Annotated in this window: 13 protein-coding genes; 4 read left to right on the plus strand and 9 right to left on the minus strand. The window is 57.2% G+C overall.

Features of this window, described 5'->3' with window-relative positions:
- Nucleotides 1–28: 28 nt before the first annotated feature.
- Together ACLHDD_RS11520 and ACLHDD_RS11525 are read left to right on the plus strand one after the other, a co-directional pair.
- On the plus strand, nt 29–1042 hold the full coding sequence (locus ACLHDD_RS11520) for an aminopeptidase (protein WP_427104211.1): 1014 nt from the start codon (nt 29–31) through the stop codon (nt 1040–1042).
- A 9-nt stretch (nt 1043–1051) separates the two neighbouring features.
- Entirely contained in the window at nt 1052–1336 is a 285-nt protein-coding gene (locus ACLHDD_RS11525; RefSeq protein ID WP_427104212.1) for a YciI family protein, read from the plus strand.
- A gap of 76 nt (nt 1337–1412) precedes the next feature.
- Here the strand turns inward: ACLHDD_RS11525 and ACLHDD_RS11530 are convergent, their stop codons facing one another.
- Genes ACLHDD_RS11530 through cysJ form a run of 3 tightly spaced genes read right to left on the minus strand, consistent with a single transcriptional unit; the run spans nt 1413 to nt 5670 of the window.
- Complete coding sequence (locus ACLHDD_RS11530; protein WP_288474539.1) at nt 1413–2147, minus strand: phosphoadenylyl-sulfate reductase; 735 nt, start codon at nt 2145–2147, stop codon at nt 1413–1415.
- On the minus strand, nt 2144–3865 hold the full coding sequence (cysI, locus tag ACLHDD_RS11535; protein ID WP_427104213.1) for an assimilatory sulfite reductase (NADPH) hemoprotein subunit: 1722 nt from the start codon (nt 3863–3865) through the stop codon (nt 2144–2146). The genes ACLHDD_RS11530 and cysI overlap by 4 nt, the downstream gene beginning before the upstream one ends.
- Nucleotides 3865–5670, minus strand: a complete 1806-nt coding sequence (gene cysJ / locus ACLHDD_RS11540; RefSeq protein ID WP_427104214.1) for an NADPH-dependent assimilatory sulfite reductase flavoprotein subunit — start codon at nt 5668–5670, stop codon at nt 3865–3867. Before cysJ ends, cysI begins: the two co-directional genes overlap by 1 nt.
- A gap of 297 nt (nt 5671–5967) precedes the next feature.
- Between cysJ and queD the strand changes: the two genes are divergently transcribed.
- Nucleotides 5968–6327 carry a 6-carboxytetrahydropterin synthase QueD gene (queD, locus tag ACLHDD_RS11545; RefSeq protein WP_427104215.1) on the plus strand — a complete coding sequence of 120 codons (360 nt, stop codon included), beginning with the start codon at nt 5968–5970 and terminating at the stop codon, nt 6325–6327.
- An 89-nt stretch (nt 6328–6416) separates the two neighbouring features.
- On the opposite strand, the gene queE is transcribed toward queD, so the two are convergent.
- The 6 genes from queE to rlmD form a co-directional block, all read right to left on the minus strand.
- A complete protein-coding gene (queE, locus tag ACLHDD_RS11550; protein ID WP_427104216.1) occupies nt 6417–7088 on the minus strand; it encodes a 7-carboxy-7-deazaguanine synthase QueE in 672 nt (223 codons plus the stop codon).
- A gap of 317 nt (nt 7089–7405) precedes the next feature.
- Nucleotides 7406–8701: a phosphopyruvate hydratase gene (gene eno, locus ACLHDD_RS11555; RefSeq protein WP_427104217.1), complete on the minus strand. Its 1296-nt coding sequence runs from the start codon at nt 8699–8701 to the stop codon at nt 7406–7408.
- A gap of 76 nt (nt 8702–8777) precedes the next feature.
- A complete protein-coding gene (gene pyrG, locus ACLHDD_RS11560; RefSeq protein WP_010248572.1) occupies nt 8778–10415 on the minus strand; it encodes a glutamine hydrolyzing CTP synthase in 1638 nt (545 codons plus the stop codon).
- Between the two features lie 229 nt (nt 10416–10644).
- On the minus strand, nt 10645–11433 hold the full coding sequence (mazG, locus tag ACLHDD_RS11565) for a nucleoside triphosphate pyrophosphohydrolase (RefSeq protein WP_427104218.1): 789 nt from the start codon (nt 11431–11433) through the stop codon (nt 10645–10647).
- 137 nt (nt 11434–11570) lie between these two features.
- Entirely contained in the window at nt 11571–13802 is a 2232-nt protein-coding gene (relA, locus tag ACLHDD_RS11570; RefSeq protein WP_427104219.1) for a GTP diphosphokinase, read from the minus strand.
- A 29-nt stretch (nt 13803–13831) separates the two neighbouring features.
- Nucleotides 13832–15148: a 23S rRNA (uracil(1939)-C(5))-methyltransferase RlmD gene (gene rlmD, locus ACLHDD_RS11575; RefSeq protein WP_427104220.1), complete on the minus strand. Its 1317-nt coding sequence runs from the start codon at nt 15146–15148 to the stop codon at nt 13832–13834.
- Nucleotides 15149–15240: 92 nt separating this feature from the next.
- On the opposite strand from rlmD, the gene barA reads away from it, so the two are divergent.
- Entirely contained in the window at nt 15241–17970 is a 2730-nt protein-coding gene (gene barA / locus ACLHDD_RS11580) for a two-component sensor histidine kinase BarA (protein ID WP_427104221.1), read from the plus strand.
- Nucleotide 17971 lies beyond the last annotated feature (1 nt).

The raw sequence follows: 17971 nt of genomic DNA on the forward strand, positions 1-17971 counted from the left end.
TCCCGGATAACGAAAAAAAGGATGCACTATGTTTGGTTCCCTCCGCCTGAGGGTAGCGACAGTTTTGTTTGGCGCACTCATCTCTCCGCTGGCGCTGGCCCTGCCGACCGGTCAGTTTGCCGAGCAGCAGGTCCGGCACATTGCCACCCTGTTCCCTGGCCGGATGAGCGGTAGCCCTGCGGAGCTGATGGCAGCGGACTATCTGCAGCAGCAATTTACAACGCTGGGTTATCAGACCAATACCCGGCAGTTCAACACCGGCTACAGGTGGCAGGAAGATGACGGTGCGCAGCGCTGGCATAAGCTTACCGCCACTTCCGTCATTGCCGCGCGCGCAGGCAGCGTGCCGCAGGAAATCCTGATCGTGGCCCATCTTGATACCTGGACGCCGCAGAACAGCAGCCAGGCGCGTCGCAACCTCGGCGGCCTGCGTCTGCAGGGTGTCGACGATAATGCCTCGGGTCTGGGCGTGATGCTGGAGCTGGCCCAGCAACTGAGCCATAAACCGCTGCACTACGGCATACGCTTTGTGGCGCTGAGCGCCGGAGAAGCGGATCTGCACGGCATGGACGATTATGTCGAGCGAATGAGCACGCGTGAAAAGAAAAATACGCTGCTGGTAATCGATCTGAACAGCCTGATCACTGGCGATCATCTCTATTTTAACAGCGGTATCAATACGCCCCGCGTTGTACGCAAGCAGACCAGCGAACGCGCGCTGGTCCTGGCACGTCAGCAGGGTATCCCGGCAGCCAGTCACCCGATCAGCCATAAAGATTTTAAAGGCCCGAATGCCTTTGACCGGGCGGGCTTCCCGCTGCTGGATGTGACAGCCAGTAACTGGGCGCTGGGTAACAAAGATGGCGAAATTCAGCGTCATCGCAGCCGTCACTTTCCGGATGGCGTCACCCGGCATCAGACCGATCTGGACAACCTGACCTATCTTGACCGCTGGCTGCCGGGCCAGATAACCCAGCGAACCCGCGACAGCGTACGCGTGCTGCTGCCGCTGATCAGCGAACTGACCAACCCTAAAGTGTAAGGATCTGATATGTACGTAGTGTTTCTGAACTATGTTCGTCCGGTAGAGGAGGTAGAGGCCCTGCTGGCTCCTCATATCGACTGGCTGGATCGCTATTTTGCGGCGGATATATTTATCGCGGCAGGCCGCAAGGATCCGCGTACCGGCGGGATGCTGCTGGTCAGGGATATCGAACGGGAACGGCTGGATGCGATTCTGGCGGAAGATCCGTTTGTCGCCGTGGCGCAGTATGAGGTGACAAAAGTCAATGTGACCCGATCGGCAGAAGCCTTTGCGGCGTTAAAAGGGATATAGTTGTGGACGGCCGTGCATGCTGCGTCAGACGCACGGCCTCAGAGCTTCTCCCCCACGGCGGGAGAGAAGCTCAGTATCAGCCTTCGTGCAGGCCGCACTCGCGTTTCAGGCCGAAGAAGCGCGTCTCTTCTTCAGCCATACCCGGTTCCCACTTGCGGGTGGTATGGGTATCGCCCACGGAGAGATAGCCTTCATCCCACAGCGGATGGTATTTCAGCTTATGCTGCTCCAGATACTGATGAATCTGACGGTTGTCCCAGTCGATGATAGGCAGCAGCTTGAAAACGCCACGCTGCACGCCCAGCACCGGCAGGTTGGCCCGGCTGCCCGACTGATCGCGGCGTAATCCCGCAAACCAGGTCTGCGCACCCAGCGTCTCCAGCGCGCGGTTCATCGGTTCAACCTTGTTGATCTCGTTATACTTCTCAATCCCCTCGACGCCCTGCTCCCACAGTTTGCCGTAGCGCGCTTCCTGCCAGGCCGGTGAGGTGTCGGCGCGGAAAACTTTGAGGTTGAGATTGAGCTGGTCGGCCAGCTCATCAATAAAACGATAGGTTTCCGGGAAGAGATAACCGGTGTCCGTCAGGATCACCGGGATATCGGGCTGCTGACGCGTCACCAGATGCAGCGACACGGCAGCCTGGATGCCGAAGCTGGACGAGAGCACATAGGCGCCCGGCAGATTCTCCAGCGCCCAGCTGACCCGCTCTTCCGCTGAGGCTTTCTCCAGCTGTGCATTGGTCGCGGCCAGCGCCATCGCGCGCTGGACCTTAGACATCGCATTCAGTGCGGCGAGGTCGGGCTGACTCATTTTGCTTCCTCCCAGAAATCGCGTGCCGGGTCCAGCACCGGCGCAACAATGCCTGTGCGGATGGTAAAATCACCAAAGCCTTCGGCGGCCTGGCGTTCGGTGGCCCAGCGTCCCACCAGCTCATCAATCGTGGCGAGAATTTCGCTTTCGTTAATGTTTTCCCGGTACATACGGGGGATGCGCGTCCCGGTACGGTTGCCGCCCAGATGCAGGTTGTAGCGACCCGGCGCTTTACCTACCAGGCCCAGCTCTGCCAGCATGGCACGGCCACAGCCGTTAGGACAACCGGTGACGCGTAACACAATGTGCTCATCGCCTACGCCATGCGCGTGCATAATCCCTTCGACTTTGGTCACGAACGCAGGCAGGAAGCGCTCGGCTTCGGCCATTGCCAGCGGACAGGTCGGGAATGCGACACAGGCCATAGAGTTTTCACGCTGCGGCGTGACCTGCTCCATCAGACCATGATCGCGGGCGATCGCTTCAATCTTCGCTTTTTCACTTTCCGGCACGCCCGCCACAATCAGGTTCTGGTTGGCGGTCAGGCGGAAATCGCCCTGATGGATCTTCGCAATCTCCGCAATTCCGCTTTTCAGCGGACGGCCCGGATAGTCGAGCAGACGGCCGTTTTCGATAAACAGCGTCAGATGCCATTTATTGTCGATGCCTTTGATCCAGCCGATCCGATCGCCACGGGTGGTGAACTCATACGGACGGATCGGATCGAAGGTGACGCCTGCGCGCTTCTCGACTTCCGCTTTGAAGGTTTCGACGCCCACGCGCTCCAGGGTGTATTTGGTCTTGGCGTTTTTGCGATCGGTACGGTTACCCCAGTCGCGCTGGGTCGTAACCACCGCAGCGGCCACATCCAGGATCTTCTCTGCCGGAAAATAGCCAAATTCGCTGGCGGTGCGGGCGTAAGTCGCTTTGTTGCCGTGCTCGATCGACAGACCGCCACCGACCAGCAGGTTAAAGCCAACCAGCCTGCCCTGCTCGGCAACGGCGACAAAATTCAGATCGTTGGCGTGCAGATCCACATCGTTATGCGGCGGGATCACCACGGTGGTTTTAAATTTACGCGGCAGATAGGTTTCGCCGAGTATCGGCTCCTCATCGGTGGTCGCGACTTTTTCCTGATCCCACCAGATCTCCGCATAGGCACGGGTGCGTGGCAGCAGATGCTCAGAGAGCTTCTTCGCCCACTCGTACGCTTCCTGATGCAGTTCTGACTCCACCGGGTTCGAGGTACAGAGCACGTTACGGTTCACGTCATTGGCGGTCGCCAGCGCATCCAGCCCCACTTCGTGCAGCATCTGGTGCGTCGGCTTCACGTTTTTCTTCAGAATGCCGTGGAACTGGAAGGTCTGGCGGTTCGTCAGACGGATACTGCCATAAATCGTTTTATCGGTGGCAAATTTGTCGATAGCCAGCCACTGCGTCGGCGTAATGATGCCGCCCGGCAGACGGCAGCGCAGCATCATGGCGTGACGCGGCTCCAGCTTTTGCTCAGCACGCTCGGCACGAATATCGCGGTCATCCTGCTGGTACATGCCGTGAAAACGAATCAGCAGGAAGTTATCGCCGGTAAAGCCGCCGGTCAGACCCTCTTCCAGATCTTCTTTGATGGTGCCACGCAGATAATTGCTTTGCTTCTTCAGACGCTCGGCATCTGAAAGTTTGCCTTCTACAACCAGCGGTCCAGGGTGTTTATCGCTCATTAGTAAACGTCTCGCTGATAACGGCGCTCAATGCGCAGCTCACTTAAAAATTCATCGGCCGCTTCACGATCCATTCCGCCGTGTTCGACCACCACATCCAGCAGTGCCTGCTCGACGTCTTTTGCCATCCGATTCGCATCACCACAGACATAAAGGTGCGCACCTTCTTCGATCCAGCGCCACACTTCCGCCCCTTTCGCGCGGATCTTATCCTGAACGTAAATCTTTTCGGCCTGATCGCGTGACCAGGCGAGGTCGATGTGGGTCAGCAAGCCATCCTTCACATATTTCTGCCACTCCACCTGATAGAGGAAGTCATCGGTGAAGTGCGGATTACCAAAGAATAGCCAGTTTTTACCGCTGGCACCGTCGTTGTCGCGCTGCTGCATAAAGGCGCGGAACGGCGCGATGCCGGTGCCCGGACCAATCATGATCACCGGTGCATCCGGATTGGCCGGCAGGCGGAAATTATCATTGTGTTCGATGAAGACGCGGACTTCGCCCTCTTCTTCGATGCGATCGGCGAGCCAGGTCGAGGCACCGCCGCCGCGCTGGCGACCTTCGATATCGAAGCGAACGGCGCCGACGGTAATGTGCACTTCGCTGTCGGTTTCCGCCTGGGATGAAGCGATAGAGTAGAGTCGCGGCGTCAGCGGACGCAGCAGCGCGGTCAGCTGCTCAGCCGTAAGTTCAGCCGGGGCCAGACGCACCATGTCCACAATCGGATAGCGCTGCGCATACTGCTGCAGGCGCGCTTTATCATCCACCAGCGACAGCAGCTCTGCATCTTTTGACAGCTGAGCGTACTGCGCCACGATCTGCGCGGTGTTCACCGTCAGTTCGAAATGTTTCTGCAGCGCCTCTGCCAGCGGCAGCGTGATGCCATTAACCGTGACCGGCTCATCACCTTTCAGCCAGACCAGCGCCAGCAGTTCGCTGACCAGCGCCGCATCGTTTTCATACCAGACGCCCAGCGCATCGCCAGGCTGGTAGCGCAGACCTGAGTCGCCCAGGTCGATTTCGATATGGCGCACATCTTTGTCAGAGTCACGGCCGGTAATTTTCTGGTTCACCGCCAGACTTGCGCTAAGCGGTGTCTCTTTGCTGTAAGGGCTGGTGGTGACTTCGTTGACACTGCCTGCTGCCGTCGCCGCCGCCTGGGCTGGTGATTCGCTGGGCACGCGCTGTTTCAGAATCTCAGTCAGTGCGCTGCGCCAGGCCGTGGCCTGATCCGCATATTCGACATCAGCATCAATCCGATCCAGCAGACGTTCGGCGCCCAGCTCGGCCAGGCGACTGTCGAAATCTTTACCCGCCTGACTGAAAAATTCATAAGAGGTGTCGCCCAGGCCAAAGACGGCAAAGGCTGCCCCCTCCATTTTCGGTGCCTTTTTCGACATCAGGAATTTGTGCAGCGCGACTGCCTCTTCCGGCGGCTCACCTTCACCCTGAGTGGAGGTCACGACGACCAGCAGCTTTTCCTGGCCAATCTGTTTGAACTTGTAATCCCCGGCATTCACCAGGCTGACGTTCAGCTTCGCGTCCAGCAGGTCATCGCGCAGCTGCTCAGCCAGACGGCGGGCGTTACCCGTCTGCGAGGCGGAGAGCAGCGTAATCGCAGGTGCTTCGACCGGTGCAGGCGGCGGGCTGGCGACGGCGCTGCCCGGGGTCTGTTCCACCCGACCCCAGAAATAGCCTGACAGCCACGCCAGTTGAGTCGGGGAATAATCTGTCGTCGCCGCCTGTAAGCGGGCGAGTTGTTCCGGGGAGAGCGGAAGCATTGAACCAGGTGCCTGAGTCGTCATCGCGTAAAAAATTCCAGTATCAGAAGTCCGGACCGTAAATGGCGGAAGAGTACGTAGGTTACCGGGCTGTATATTAACGATTAAATACACCTTCGACATATCAAATAACCAAAATGACTAAGTGGTTTTCCTGGTTGGACCAATCGTTAAAAGTGGTAAGCAAAGCGGTGATATATCAGTTAATTAGCTGGTCGTCGGCGAAGGGCGTGGCAGAAAAGAGACGCTTTGTGCTATGCGGGTGCGAAGAAAGCGCTAATCAGGTAGAATCCAGCGGTTTTTAAATGTCTGAGAACCACTATGTCTACCACCCTGTTTAAAGAGTTCCAGTTCGAAGCCGCGCACCATTTACCGAATGTGCCGGCCGGACACAAATGTGGCCGTCTGCACGGTCACTCGTTCCTGGTTCGTCTGGAGATCACCGGCGAAGTGGATGCGCATACCGGCTGGGTTATGGATTTTGCTGAATTAAAAGCGGCGTTTATGCCGGTCTATAATCGGCTGGATCACTACTATCTGAATGATATTCCCGGCCTGGAAAATCCCACCAGCGAAGTGCTGGCCAGATGGATCTGGGATCAGATGAAGCCTCAGCTGCCGCTGTTAACTGCGGTAATGATCAAAGAAACCTGCACTGCGGGCTGCGTTTACCGCGGCTGACTCTGTCGGATCGAAGTTTTCGATCCGACACGCCTTACTCTCTTCCCGTTTAGACGATGTTCGGACTGACGACGCTCCCCGCCGTGCGGTCAGGCAATATTGAGATATTTGTGAGTCTGCATCGACAGACGCCAGTTACGGGCAATGCAGGTTTCAATGCAGAGTCGGGTAGCATCCTCTTTGCGGCTGATCGGCTGTAACGCGATGATGCGCGCTTTGGCATCATTCACGCCTGCCAGCAGCTGATCCAGCGCCTCCACATCCCGCTCACGAGCGACCGGATGCTTGATTTCATCGGCCCGGCTCAGCGCCTGGGGCAGCACGTCATAGCCACCGCGCATGTTGACCTTTGGCGAGACGGTCACCCAGGTCTGTCCGGAACAGTGGATCTCATGGGTACCACTGGTTTCGATCTGGCACTGGAAACCCTGCTCTTCCAGGGCTGCGGTTAACGGACGCAGGTCGTAGATCGCCGGTTCGCCGCCGGTGATGACCACGTGCCGGGCCGTCCAGCCCTGCTCTGCGATGGCGTGCAGCAGCGTCGCCGCGTCGGCGTCGCCCCAGGCATCACTTTCCACCGTTTTTATCAGAATATCGCCCAGCGACGTTTCCCGATCTGCCCGCTTTTCCCAGGTATGTTTGGTATCGCACCAGCTGCAGCCTACCGGACATCCCTGCAGGCGAATGAAGATAGCAGGAACGCCGGTGTAATAGCCTTCGCCCTGCAGCGTCTGGAACATTTCGTTAATCGGGTAGAACATTATTTACTCACCTGGAGAAATCGGGGCGCTGATTATGGCAGATTTGCCGCGCAGCTCAACCACGCGTCGTGCTTTTTCTCTGCGCCGGACAGAATAGAGAAAGGCGCGTTAAGACGGCTGACAGGCGCAAAACGCAGCAGACAGACACCAGAGCGCATCGCAGATTGTGCGGGTAAGTCTGGCAGAGCGGCCGCGGCTGGCCGTTTATAATCGGGCGCTGTGATCCGCCCCGGTACATCGCCACCAACAAAAAGCCCCGCACAGGGCGGGGCTTTCAGCGTCTGCAATGCCGCGTTAAGCGACATCGACAGGGGTCATTACTGACCTTTCACTTCTTTCAGACCGTTGAATGGCGCTTTTGAACCCAGCGCTTCTTCGATACGGATCAGCTGGTTGTACTTAGCCACACGATCAGAACGGCTCATTGAACCGGTTTTGATCTGGCCTGCAGCCGTACCGACCGCCAGGTCAGCGATGGTCGCATCTTCGGTTTCGCCTGAACGGTGAGAAATTACTGCGGTGTAGCCTGCATCTTTCGCCATTTTGATCGCAGCCAGGGTTTCGGTCAGAGAACCGATCTGGTTGAACTTGATCAGGATGGAGTTAGCGATACCTTTTTCGATACCTTCTTTCAGGATCTTGGTGTTGGTTACGAACAGGTCGTCGCCCACCAGCTGGATTTTGTCGCCCAGCACTTTGGTCTGGTAAGCGAAGCCGTTCCAGTCAGATTCATCCAGGCCATCTTCGATAGAGACGATCGGATACTGTTTAGTCAGATCTTCCAGGAAGTGGGTGAACTCTTCAGAGGTGTACGCTTTACCGCCTTCACCGGCCAGAACGTATTTGCCATCTTTGTAGAACTCAGATGCCGCACAGTCCATCGCCAGAGTGATATCTTTGCCCAGCTCGTAACCTGCTGCTTTTACCGCTTCTGCGATAACAGCCAGCGCTTCAGCGTTGGAACCCAGGTTTGGTGCGTAGCCGCCTTCGTCACCGACAGCGGTGCTCATGCCTTTGCTTTTCAGCACTTTTGCCAGGTTGTGGAAAACTTCAGAACCCATGCGGATGGCTTCTTTAATGTTTGCCGCGCCAACCGGCTGGATCATGAATTCCTGGATGTCGACGTTGTTGTCAGCATGTTCGCCACCGTTGATGATGTTCATCATTGGCAGAGGCATAGAGTATTTGCCTGGGGTGCCGTTCAGTTCAGCAATGTGCTCATACAGCGCCTGACCTTTAGAGGCTGCAGCGGCTTTCGCGGCGGCCAGTGACACAGCCAGAATGGCGTTTGCACCGAAGTTAGATTTGTTCTCAGTACCGTCCAGGTCGATCATGATCTTATCGATGTTCGCCTGATCTTTCGCGTCTTTGCCTTTCACCGCGTCAGCAATCGGACCGTTTACTGCAGCAACGGCTTTGGTGACGCCTTTGCCCAGGAAACGTGATTTGTCACCGTCACGCAGTTCCAGCGCTTCGCGTGAGCCGGTAGAGGCACCTGATGGTGCAGCGGCCAGGCCGACAAAACCGCCTTCCAGATGCACTTCAGCTTCAACAGTCGGGTTACCACGTGAGTCGATAATTTCGCGACCGATGACTTTTACGATTTTGGACATTACGATTTTCCTCAGTACAAGTTAGTCAATCCTAAGACAGACAACGCGCGAAAAGTTCGCGCGCTGTCTGTGAAACTTACTTCGCTAAACGCTTCTGATGCTCATGCGCGGCTTTAACAAAACCGGCAAACAACGGATGGCCATCGCGCGGGGTCGAGGTAAACTCCGGGTGGAACTGGCAGGCGACAAACCAGGGGTGGTTCGGGATCTCGATGATCTCGACCAGCTGATCGTCACCAGAACGACCCGCCACACGCAGACCGGCTGCTTCAATCTGCTTTAACAGCATATTGTTAACTTCGTAGCGGTGGCGATGACGCTCAACGATGGTGTCAGAGCCGTAGAGCTGGCGAACCTGGCTGCCCGGCGTTAACTGACACTGCTGGCTGCCCAGGCGCATGGTACCGCCCAGATCGCTCTGCTCGCTGCGGACTTCGACGTTGCCATCTTCGTCACGCCATTCGGTGATTAACGCCACCACCGGGTATTTACAGTCTGGCACAAATTCAGTGGAGTTGGCACCCGGCATCCCGGCGACGTTGCGGGCAAACTCCATCAGCGCGACCTGCATGCCCAGGCAGATGCCAAGGTAAGGCACGTTATTTTCACGTGCGTACTGCGCAGTCATCAGCTTGCCTTCCACGCCACGGTAACCGAAGCCACCCGGGATCAGAATCGCATCCAGATCTTTCAGTAATTCGACACCGCGTGATTCAACATCCTGCGAGTCAATCAGCTTAATGTTAACGGTGACACGGTTTTTCAGACCGCCGTGCTTCAGCGCTTCAATGACAGATTTATAGGCGTCGGGCAGCTCAACATATTTGCCCACCATGCCGATGGTGACTTCACCACCCGGATTGGCCTCTTCGTAAATCACCTGCTCCCACTCGGCCAGGTTGGCTTCCGGTGCGTTCAGGTTGAAACGCTTGCAGATATAGTCATCCAGGCCCTGCGATTTCAGCATGCCAGGAATCTTGTAGATGGAATCCACGTCTTTCAGCGAGATAACCGCTTTTTCAGGGACGTTACAGAACAGCGCGATTTTGGCGCGTTCGTTGGCCGGTACGGCCCGGTCGGAACGGCAAATCAGCACGTCAGGCTGGATACCAATCGACAGCAGCTCTTTTACTGAGTGCTGGGTGGGTTTAGTTTTCACTTCGCCTGCCGCGGCCATATAAGGCACCAGCGTCAGGTGCATATACATGGTGTGCTCGCGACCCACGTCAACGGCCATCTGGCGAATCGCTTCCAGGAACGGCAGTGACTCGATATCCCCTACCGTGCCGCCGATCTCGACCAGCACCACATCATGACCTTCACCGCCTTCAATAATGCGCTCTTTAATGGCGTTGGTGATGTGCGGGATAACCTGAATGGTCGCACCCAGATAGTCGCCACGGCGCTCTTTGCGCAGGACTTCTGAGTAGATACGACCCGTGGTGAAGTTGTTACGGCGCGACATTTTGGTACGGATGAAGCGCTCATAGTGACCCAAATCCAGATCGGTTTCGGCGCCGTCGTCGGTGACGAACACTTCACCGTGCTGCGTCGGGCTCATGGTGCCTGGATCCACGTTGATATACGGGTCCAGCTTCATGATGGTCACGTTCAGACCACGGGCTTCGAGAATGGCTGCGAGGGAGGCTGCGGCAATGCCTTTACCCAGAGAGGAAACGACCCCGCCGGTCACAAAAATATAATTCGTTGTCATGCTGAACCTGAGAGTTTAGGTTTAAAGACGGTGGAATAACCAGGACGGGAAAACAGTATACTGGAAACCGCTATCAGCCACAATTGATGAATCACAGCCATCCTCCAACGCATTGCTACGGCTAACATAGCGGATAGCTGCCCCCGAAATGTTGACGTGCGTCACAAAGTTGCAGCCGCGCTGAATCGAGTAAGCGCAAACGGCGACTTTATGCACAGCGCTGGAATAATCAGCGCTTCTCCGCTTTTTTCACCTGCTGCCAGGCGGCTTCCATCTGCTCCAGCGTCGCACCTGGCATCGCTAACCCCTGCGCCGTGATAATCGCCTCCACCTGGCGGAACCGGCGCTCGAATTTGTCATTGGCTTTCTGCAGCGCGGTTTCCGCTTTGCTGCCCAGGTGCCGTGAGAGATTAACGGTCGCAAACAGCAGGTCGCCAATCTCCTCTTCCAGCTTCTCATTATCTACCTCGCTCTGCTGCGCCTCGTGCATCACCTCATCGATCTCTTCGTGTACCTTCGCCACTACCGGCCCCAGCGTGCTCCAGTCGAAGCCAACGTTGTGACAGCGCTTCTGAATCTTGTGGGCGCGCATCAGTGCGGGCAGCGCTTTCGGGATGTCGTCCAGCGCCGAGTGCTGGGCTTTGTCCGCCCGCTCGGCAGTTTTAATCGCCTCCCAGTTTTTCAGCACCTCGTGACTGGTTTCAGCCGTGGCATCGCCAAAGATGTGCGGATGACGGCGCTCCAGCTTGTCGCTGATGGCGTGACAGATATCTTCAAAGTTAAAGCGATCCTGTTCACTCGCCATCTGCGCGTAAAACACCACCTGGAAAAGCAGATCGCCCAGTTCACCGCGCAGATCGTCAAAATCTTCGCGCTGAATGGCGTCCAGCACTTCGTAAGTCTCTTCCAGCGTATAAGGGGCAATAGAGGCGAAAGTCTGTTCGCGATCCCACGGACAGCCCTGCTGCGGATCGCGCAGGGTTTTCATGATGCCAAGCAGGCGCTCAACAGCGTTCATTTCAGGCGGGTCCTTACTATGTCAGATCAGAGATAAAGAGCGAGGCGCGACAGCCGGATGCTGAATCGCATCCGGCTCTCTCAGGTGGTGCATAGGAGACCCGCGCAACCTCGTCCGGTTGCTCCGCTGGCTGCCACTCAGTGCAGGCGACGGGCGTCAATGATATCAGAGACCTGATTGAGGCGCGCAAGCACCCGCCCCAGGACCTGGTGATTGTAGATCTCGATGTCCATGTCGATGGTCGCCAGCTGCTTGCGGGTGTCGCTGCGGCTGGAGACGCCCAGAACATTGACCTTCTCGTTGGCGAGAATCGTCGTGATATCGCGCAGTAAACCGCTGCGATCGTTGGCGGTGACGCGCACCACCAGCGAGTAGCCGCTGGAGTAGCTTTCGCCCCACACCGCATCGACAATACGTTCAGGCGCATGTGAGATAAGCTCCGCCAGCTGGTCACAGTCGGCGCGGTGAATAGAGATACCGCGCCCCTGGGTGATAAAGCCGACGATGTCATCGCCAGGAATCGGCTGACAGCAGCGGGCGATGTGGTGCATCAGATTGCCCACGCCCTCCACCACCACACGTCCGCTCTCTTTACGGGCTGACGCGGTGTGCGCTTTCTGGGTCAGCTGACGCAGCGCTTCACGGTCTTCCTCTTCGGCGCTTGGCTTGTTCAGCTTCGCCTGCAGGAAGTTCACCATCTGATTGAGGCGAATATCACCGCCGCCAATCGCCGCCAGCAGCTCCTCCAGCGAGGTCACGTTGTAGCGCGGCAGCAGCAGTTTTTCCGCTTCACGCAGGCTGATATCCAGCTGATTCAGTTCGTTGTCCAGAATCTGGCGTCCGGCGACAATGTTTTTATCGCGATCCTGCTTGCGGAACCAGTTATGGATCTTTGACCGTCCGCGGCTGGTGGTGATATAGCCCAGATTCGGATTGAGCCAGTCGCGGCTCGGGTTCGGCTGCTTCTGCGTGATAACTTCAACCTGATCGCCCATCTGCAACTGATAGGTGAACGGCACGATACGGCCACCGATTTTTGCGCCGATGCAGCGGTGACCGATGTCGCTATGAATATGGTAGGCAAAGTCGAGCGGGGTCGATCCCGCGGGCAGATCCACCACGTCGCCTTTGGGCGTAAAGACGTAGACCCGGTCATCAAACACCTGACTGCGGACCTCTTCCAGCAGCTCGCCGGAGTCGGCCATCTCCTCCTGCCAGCTGATGAGCTTACGCAGCCAGGCAATACGCTCTTCGTGGCCAGCCGCGCCGCGCGCACTGCTGGAGGTCGGCCCCTCTTTATATTTCCAGTGCGCCGCCACGCCCAGTTCGGCATCTTCATGCATCTGGCGGGTGCGGATCTGAATCTCCACCGTTTTGCCCTGCGGCCCTAATACCACGGTGTGAATCGACTGGTAGCCGTTGGGTTTGGGGTTCGCGACGTAGTCGTCAAACTCGCTGGGCAGATGACGATAGAGCGTATGCACCGTCCCCAGTGCGCCATAGCAATCCTGCAGGCGGTCGGCCACGATGCGCACCGCCCGCACGTCGAACAGCTCATCAAAGGCCAGCGACTTTTTCTGCATCTTGCGCCAGATGCTGTAGATATGTTTAGGACGGCCATAGACTTCAGCACGGACGCCCTCTTTAGCCATCTCTTTACGCAGATTATTGACGAAATTATCGATGTACTGCTCACGGTCAATCCGCCGCTCATGCAGTAACTTCGCAATGCGCTTGTACTCATCGGGATGCAGATAGCGGAAGCAGTAATCTTCCAGCTCCCATTTGAGCTGGCCGATCCCCAGCCGGTTGGCCAGGGGCGCATAGATATTGGTGCTCTCTTTAGCGGCCAGTACCCGCTCATCTTCCGGCGCATCTTTCATTTCGCGCAGGTTCATGATGCGTTCAGCCAGCTTCAGCACCACGCAGCGGAAATCTTCCACCATGGCCAGCAGCATACGGCGGACATTATCCACCTGTTCAGACGCCATGGAGTCGTTGTGGATGGCTTTCAGCTGCCGGATGGCGTCCATGTCGCGCACGCCGTGGACCAGCGAGACGATGCCTTTACCGACGGCGGTTTCCAGCTCCTCTTCGCTGACCACTTCATCGTTAGCCAGCGGGAAGATCAGCGCCGCACAGAGACTTTCGATATCCATGCTGAGCATCGAGAGGATTTCCACCATCTCGATACCGCGCCACAGCAGCAGCGACTGATCGGGATGGTCCTGCGTCTGCGCTTCGCAGTAGCGCCAGGTTTCGGCAACGCGTTGACATGATTGCGGGTTAGCGATACCGAGACTGGCGATCCACTGGTCGAGGGCGAAATCCCCCTCAGTATTTAAATGCGCACTTCTGACCGCAACCATAACCTCTCCTGCACAACGACATACATCGCTTATGTTTTTCTGAACAGCACCATGGATTCGAGATGACGGGTATGAGGGAACATATCCAGCATCGCGACCCTTTCCAATTGGTAGCCAGCCGACAGCAATGTCTGACTGTCGCGGGCAAGTGTTGTGGGATTACACGAAACATAGACCACGCGTTCAGGGGCAAGTTTAACCACATGCGCCATGACGCCCGCAGCCCCGGCGCGTGCCGGATCGAGTAATACCTTGTTAAATCCCTGTGCCGCCCACGGCTGGCGCGACACCTCTTCTTCCAGATTATGCTGAAAGAAACTGACATTTTTAAGATTATTCAATTCGGCATTATACGCTGCCTGCCGCACTAATGCTGCAATCCCCTCCACACCTACAACATTTTGTACGAAGATTCCTATAGGAAGTGTGAAGTTTCCCATGCCGCAAAACAGATCCAGCACCCGGTCTTCGGGCTGCAGGTCGAGCCAGCTTATCGCCGTTGCCACCATCTGCTGATTAACGCCATCGTTAACCTGAATAAAATCCTGTGGGCTAAAGGTTAGCTTAAGCTGATGAGTCTGATAAAACGGCGTCGGGGCCTGTAATGCGGTCAGCGCATCATCGCCCGCGTCCAGAAACAGCATCAGCTGGTGCTCATGCGAAAACTGTTCCAGTTTTTCACGGTCGTCTGCATGCAGCGCATCAAGATGGCGCAGAATCATCAGCGGACCATTATCCGCCAGCACCAGCTCCACGTGACCAAGCCGCCTTACTGCCCGCAGTCCGCTGAGACAGCGGTGCAGCGGAACCAGTAATGCCTCAAGTTCGGGCACCAGAACAGGGCAGTGCTGCACATCAACCAGATCGTTGCTGGCTACCTGGCGAAACCCCATCTGCAATCGTTGCGCTTTGTTATGCCACTGCAGGCCCAGCCGGGCGCGGCGACGGTAGCCCCAGGGCGCCCCGGCGATAACCTCGTCGATCGGTACATCCCGGGCAGCGGCCTGGCTCAGCATCCGGCTCAGTGCCTGCGCTTTACTCTGCTGCTGAAGCGCCACGTCCGCATGCTGCTGCTGGCAGCCTCCGCAGCGTTCATAGTGCGGGCAGCGTGGCGTCACGCGTGCCGGACTGCGGCTAAGCAGTCGTGTCACTTTCGCCCGGGCAAATTGACGTTTATCCTCTGTCAGCGCGACCTCCGCCTGTTCACCCGGCAGAGCGCCTGTGACAAACAGGGCTTTACCCTTGTGGCGTGCCACGCCCTGTCCGAACGGGTCGAGCTCATCGATGGTGACGGTAATGCGCTGTTGCGTCGTCACGCGCTGTTTTGCAACGTAAAATTGCGCCATAGTGTTTTTCTTTCTCTTTATCGATACGGCCTGCAGAGTGTCACCGACAGTCTGCACAGGGACGTTAATGCCGGAGTAGCCAGGCGACTATTATGACCAAATACAGCCTGCGGGCGCGAATGATGATTTTAATTCTGGCACCAGTGCTGATGGTTGGCCTGCTGCTCAGCTCATTTTTTGTGGTGCACCGCTACAATGAGCTGCAGCGACAGGTCATTGATGCAGGGGCTAACATCATTGAACCGCTGGCGATCTCCAGCGAATACAGCATGACCTGGCACGACCGCGATGCCATGCGCAAACTGGTGAGCCTGCTGCACCGGCGTCATTCGGGTATCGTCAGAGCTATCTCGGTATTTGATAACGATAACCAGCTCTACGTCACCTCTAATCACAAGCAAAACCTCAGCCTGCAGCAGCGGGCGGATATTCGTGCACTGCCCGACGATGTCTCGATGGAGCGTCACGGCAGCCTGCTGATTCTGCGCACTCCGATAACCAGCGAGCGCTACGACGCGGATGAACTACCGGATGAAGCGGCAAAACCCGCAGGCAATCCGCTGGGCTATGTGGCGATAGAACTGGATCTTCAGTCGGTACGCCTGCAGCAGTATAAAGAGGTATTTGTCGCCACCCTGATGCTGCTTTTCTGCCTCTGCCTCGCGATGCTGTTTGCCTATCGTCTGATGCGCGACGTCACCGGGCCGATCCGCAATATGGTGACCACCGTTGACCGCATCCGGCGCGGCCAGCTCGACAGCCGCGTAGAGGGCTACATGCTGGGCGAGCTCAGCATTCTGAAGAATGGCATCAATGCGATGGCGATGTCGCTGACCGCCTATCACGAAGAGATGCAGCACAATATCGACCAGGCCACTTACGATCTGCGGGAAACGCTGGAACAGCTGGAGATTCAGAATGTAGAGCTGGATCTGGCGAAGAAGCGCGCCCAGGAAGCGGCGCGCATCAAGTCGGAGTTTCTGGCCAATATGTCACATGAGCTGCGAACGCCGCTTAACGGCGTACTGGGCTTTACCCGGCAGATGCTGAAAACCCAGCTGCGCACAACCCAGCGTGACTACATGCAGACCATTGAGCGCTCGGCCAATAACCTGCTCAGCATTATTAACGACGTGCTCGATTTTTCGAAGCTGGAAGCGGGCAAGCTGATGCTGGAGGCGATCCCTTTCCCGCTGCGTGCCACGCTGGATGAAACCCTGGTGCTGCTCGCCCCGTCGGCCCATGAGAAGGGACTGGAGCTGACAGTGGTGTGTGACAGTAGCGTGCCGGACAACGTGATTGGCGATGCGCTGCGTCTGCAGCAGATCCTGACTAACCTGATCGGCAATGCGATTAAATTTACTGAACAGGGGTATGTAGGCCTGCGCGTCGGGCAGCGCGTAATCACCCAGTCGCGGGTTGAGCTGGAAATTCAGGTCGAGGACAGCGGTATCGGCATCTCTGAGCAGCAGCAGACCCAGCTCTTCCAGGCCTTTCGTCAGGCTGATGCCAGTATTTCGCGCCGGCACGGCGGAACCGGGCTGGGACTGGTCATCACGCAGAAACTGGTGCGGGAGATGGGCGGCGATATCACGTTCAGCAGCCAGCCGGATCAGGGATCGACCTTTGTCATACGTGTGCAGCTCGATCTTAACCCCAATGCGCCAGGTATGCCCCGCGTGCTGGACGCGCTATCCCATACGCGTATCGCCTATGTGGAGGCCGATGCCATCGTGGCCAGCGCGGCACTGGAGATGCTGAGCGCCACGCCGCTGCAGATCGACTACAGCGAAACGCTGGAAGGACTGAATGAGGCGCACTACCCGCTGCTGCTGATGGCGATGCCGGTCGATGTCAGCCAGCCTGAACTGCTCAGTGAGAGAAGGATCAATGCGCTGCTGGAGCGGGCAGATAATGTGCTGATGGCGCTGCCGAGTCCGATGATGCTGCTGGCCGATGAGCTGAAAGGGCGCGGCATTGATGGCTGCATTGCGAAGCCGATTTCCCTGACACGCCTGTTGCCCATGTTGCTGGATCTGCACACCCGGCAGATGAGCAAACTGCCACCCTCTCCCCGTCTGCCACTGACGGTGATGGCGGTGGACGATAATCCCGCTAACCTCAAACTGATTGGCGCGTTGCTGGAGGAGCAGGTGCAGAATATCCTGCTGTGCAGCAACGCCGGACACGCCATCCGGGAGGCCCGTCAGCATGCGCTGGATGTGATCCTGATGGATATTCAGATGCCGGACATCGATGGCATTCGCGCCAGCGAAATCATCCGCACCCTGCCGCATCACGCCAGTACACCCATCGTGGCGGTTACCGCCCACGCGATAGATGGCGAACGTGAGCAGTTAATCAAGGCGGGCATGAACGACTATCTGGCCAAACCCATTGATGAGAGCAAGTTAAGACAGCTGCTGGCGCGCTATACGCCGCCACCGGCGGTGTCTGTGCCGGAACTGCCTGCGATATTGCCGACGCTGGACTGGCAGCTGGCGCTGCGACAGGCAGCCAGCAAGCCCGAACTGGCGCGCGATTTGCTGCGCATGTTGCTGGAATTTTTGCCGGAAGTGCACGCGAAGATCGCGCAGTTCATGGCAGACAACGACCTCAGCGCCCTGCGCGAAATCATTCACAAGCTGCATGGCAGTGCCAGTTACAGCGGCGTGCCGCGCATGAAGCAGCTCTGTCACCAGCTGGAAAAAGAGCTGCCTGAGGTCAGCGATATCGCCGCGCTGGAGCCGGAACTGCTGGAGTTACAGGATGAAATGGAGAACGTCGCCAGAGAAGCCCGGCAGCTGCTGGGCATGTCGTAAA

This window comes from Pantoea sp. NSTU24 (assembly GCF_050157905.1).
Taxonomy (GTDB): domain Bacteria; phylum Pseudomonadota; class Gammaproteobacteria; order Enterobacterales; family Enterobacteriaceae; genus Pantoea.

Bases quoted from the DNA above. Each gene is read 5' to 3' on its own strand.
- ACLHDD_RS11520 (WP_427104211.1), top strand. From the start codon at position 29: ATGTTTGGTTCCCTCCGCCTGAGGGTAGCGACAGTTTTGTTTGGCGCA.
- ACLHDD_RS11525 (WP_427104212.1), top strand. From the start codon at position 1,052: ATGTACGTAGTGTTTCTGAACTATGTTCGTCCGGTAGAGGAGGTAGAG.
- ACLHDD_RS11530 (WP_288474539.1), bottom strand. From the start codon at position 2,147: ATGAGTCAGCCCGACCTCGCCGCACTGAATGCGATGTCTAAGGTCCAG.
- cysI (WP_427104213.1), bottom strand. From the start codon at position 3,865: ATGAGCGATAAACACCCTGGACCGCTGGTTGTAGAAGGCAAACTTTCA.
- cysJ (WP_427104214.1), bottom strand. From the start codon at position 5,670: ATGACGACTCAGGCACCTGGTTCAATGCTTCCGCTCTCCCCGGAACAA.
- queD (WP_427104215.1), top strand. From the start codon at position 5,968: ATGTCTACCACCCTGTTTAAAGAGTTCCAGTTCGAAGCCGCGCACCAT.
- queE (WP_427104216.1), bottom strand. From the start codon at position 7,088: ATGTTCTACCCGATTAACGAAATGTTCCAGACGCTGCAGGGCGAAGGC.
- eno (WP_427104217.1), bottom strand. From the start codon at position 8,701: ATGTCCAAAATCGTAAAAGTCATCGGTCGCGAAATTATCGACTCACGT.
- pyrG (WP_010248572.1), bottom strand. From the start codon at position 10,415: ATGACAACGAATTATATTTTTGTGACCGGCGGGGTCGTTTCCTCTCTG.
- mazG (WP_427104218.1), bottom strand. From the start codon at position 11,433: ATGAACGCTGTTGAGCGCCTGCTTGGCATCATGAAAACCCTGCGCGAT.
- relA (WP_427104219.1), bottom strand. From the start codon at position 13,802: ATGGTTGCGGTCAGAAGTGCGCATTTAAATACTGAGGGGGATTTCGCC.
- rlmD (WP_427104220.1), bottom strand. From the start codon at position 15,148: ATGGCGCAATTTTACGTTGCAAAACAGCGCGTGACGACGCAACAGCGC.
- barA (WP_427104221.1), top strand. From the start codon at position 15,241: ATGACCAAATACAGCCTGCGGGCGCGAATGATGATTTTAATTCTGGCA.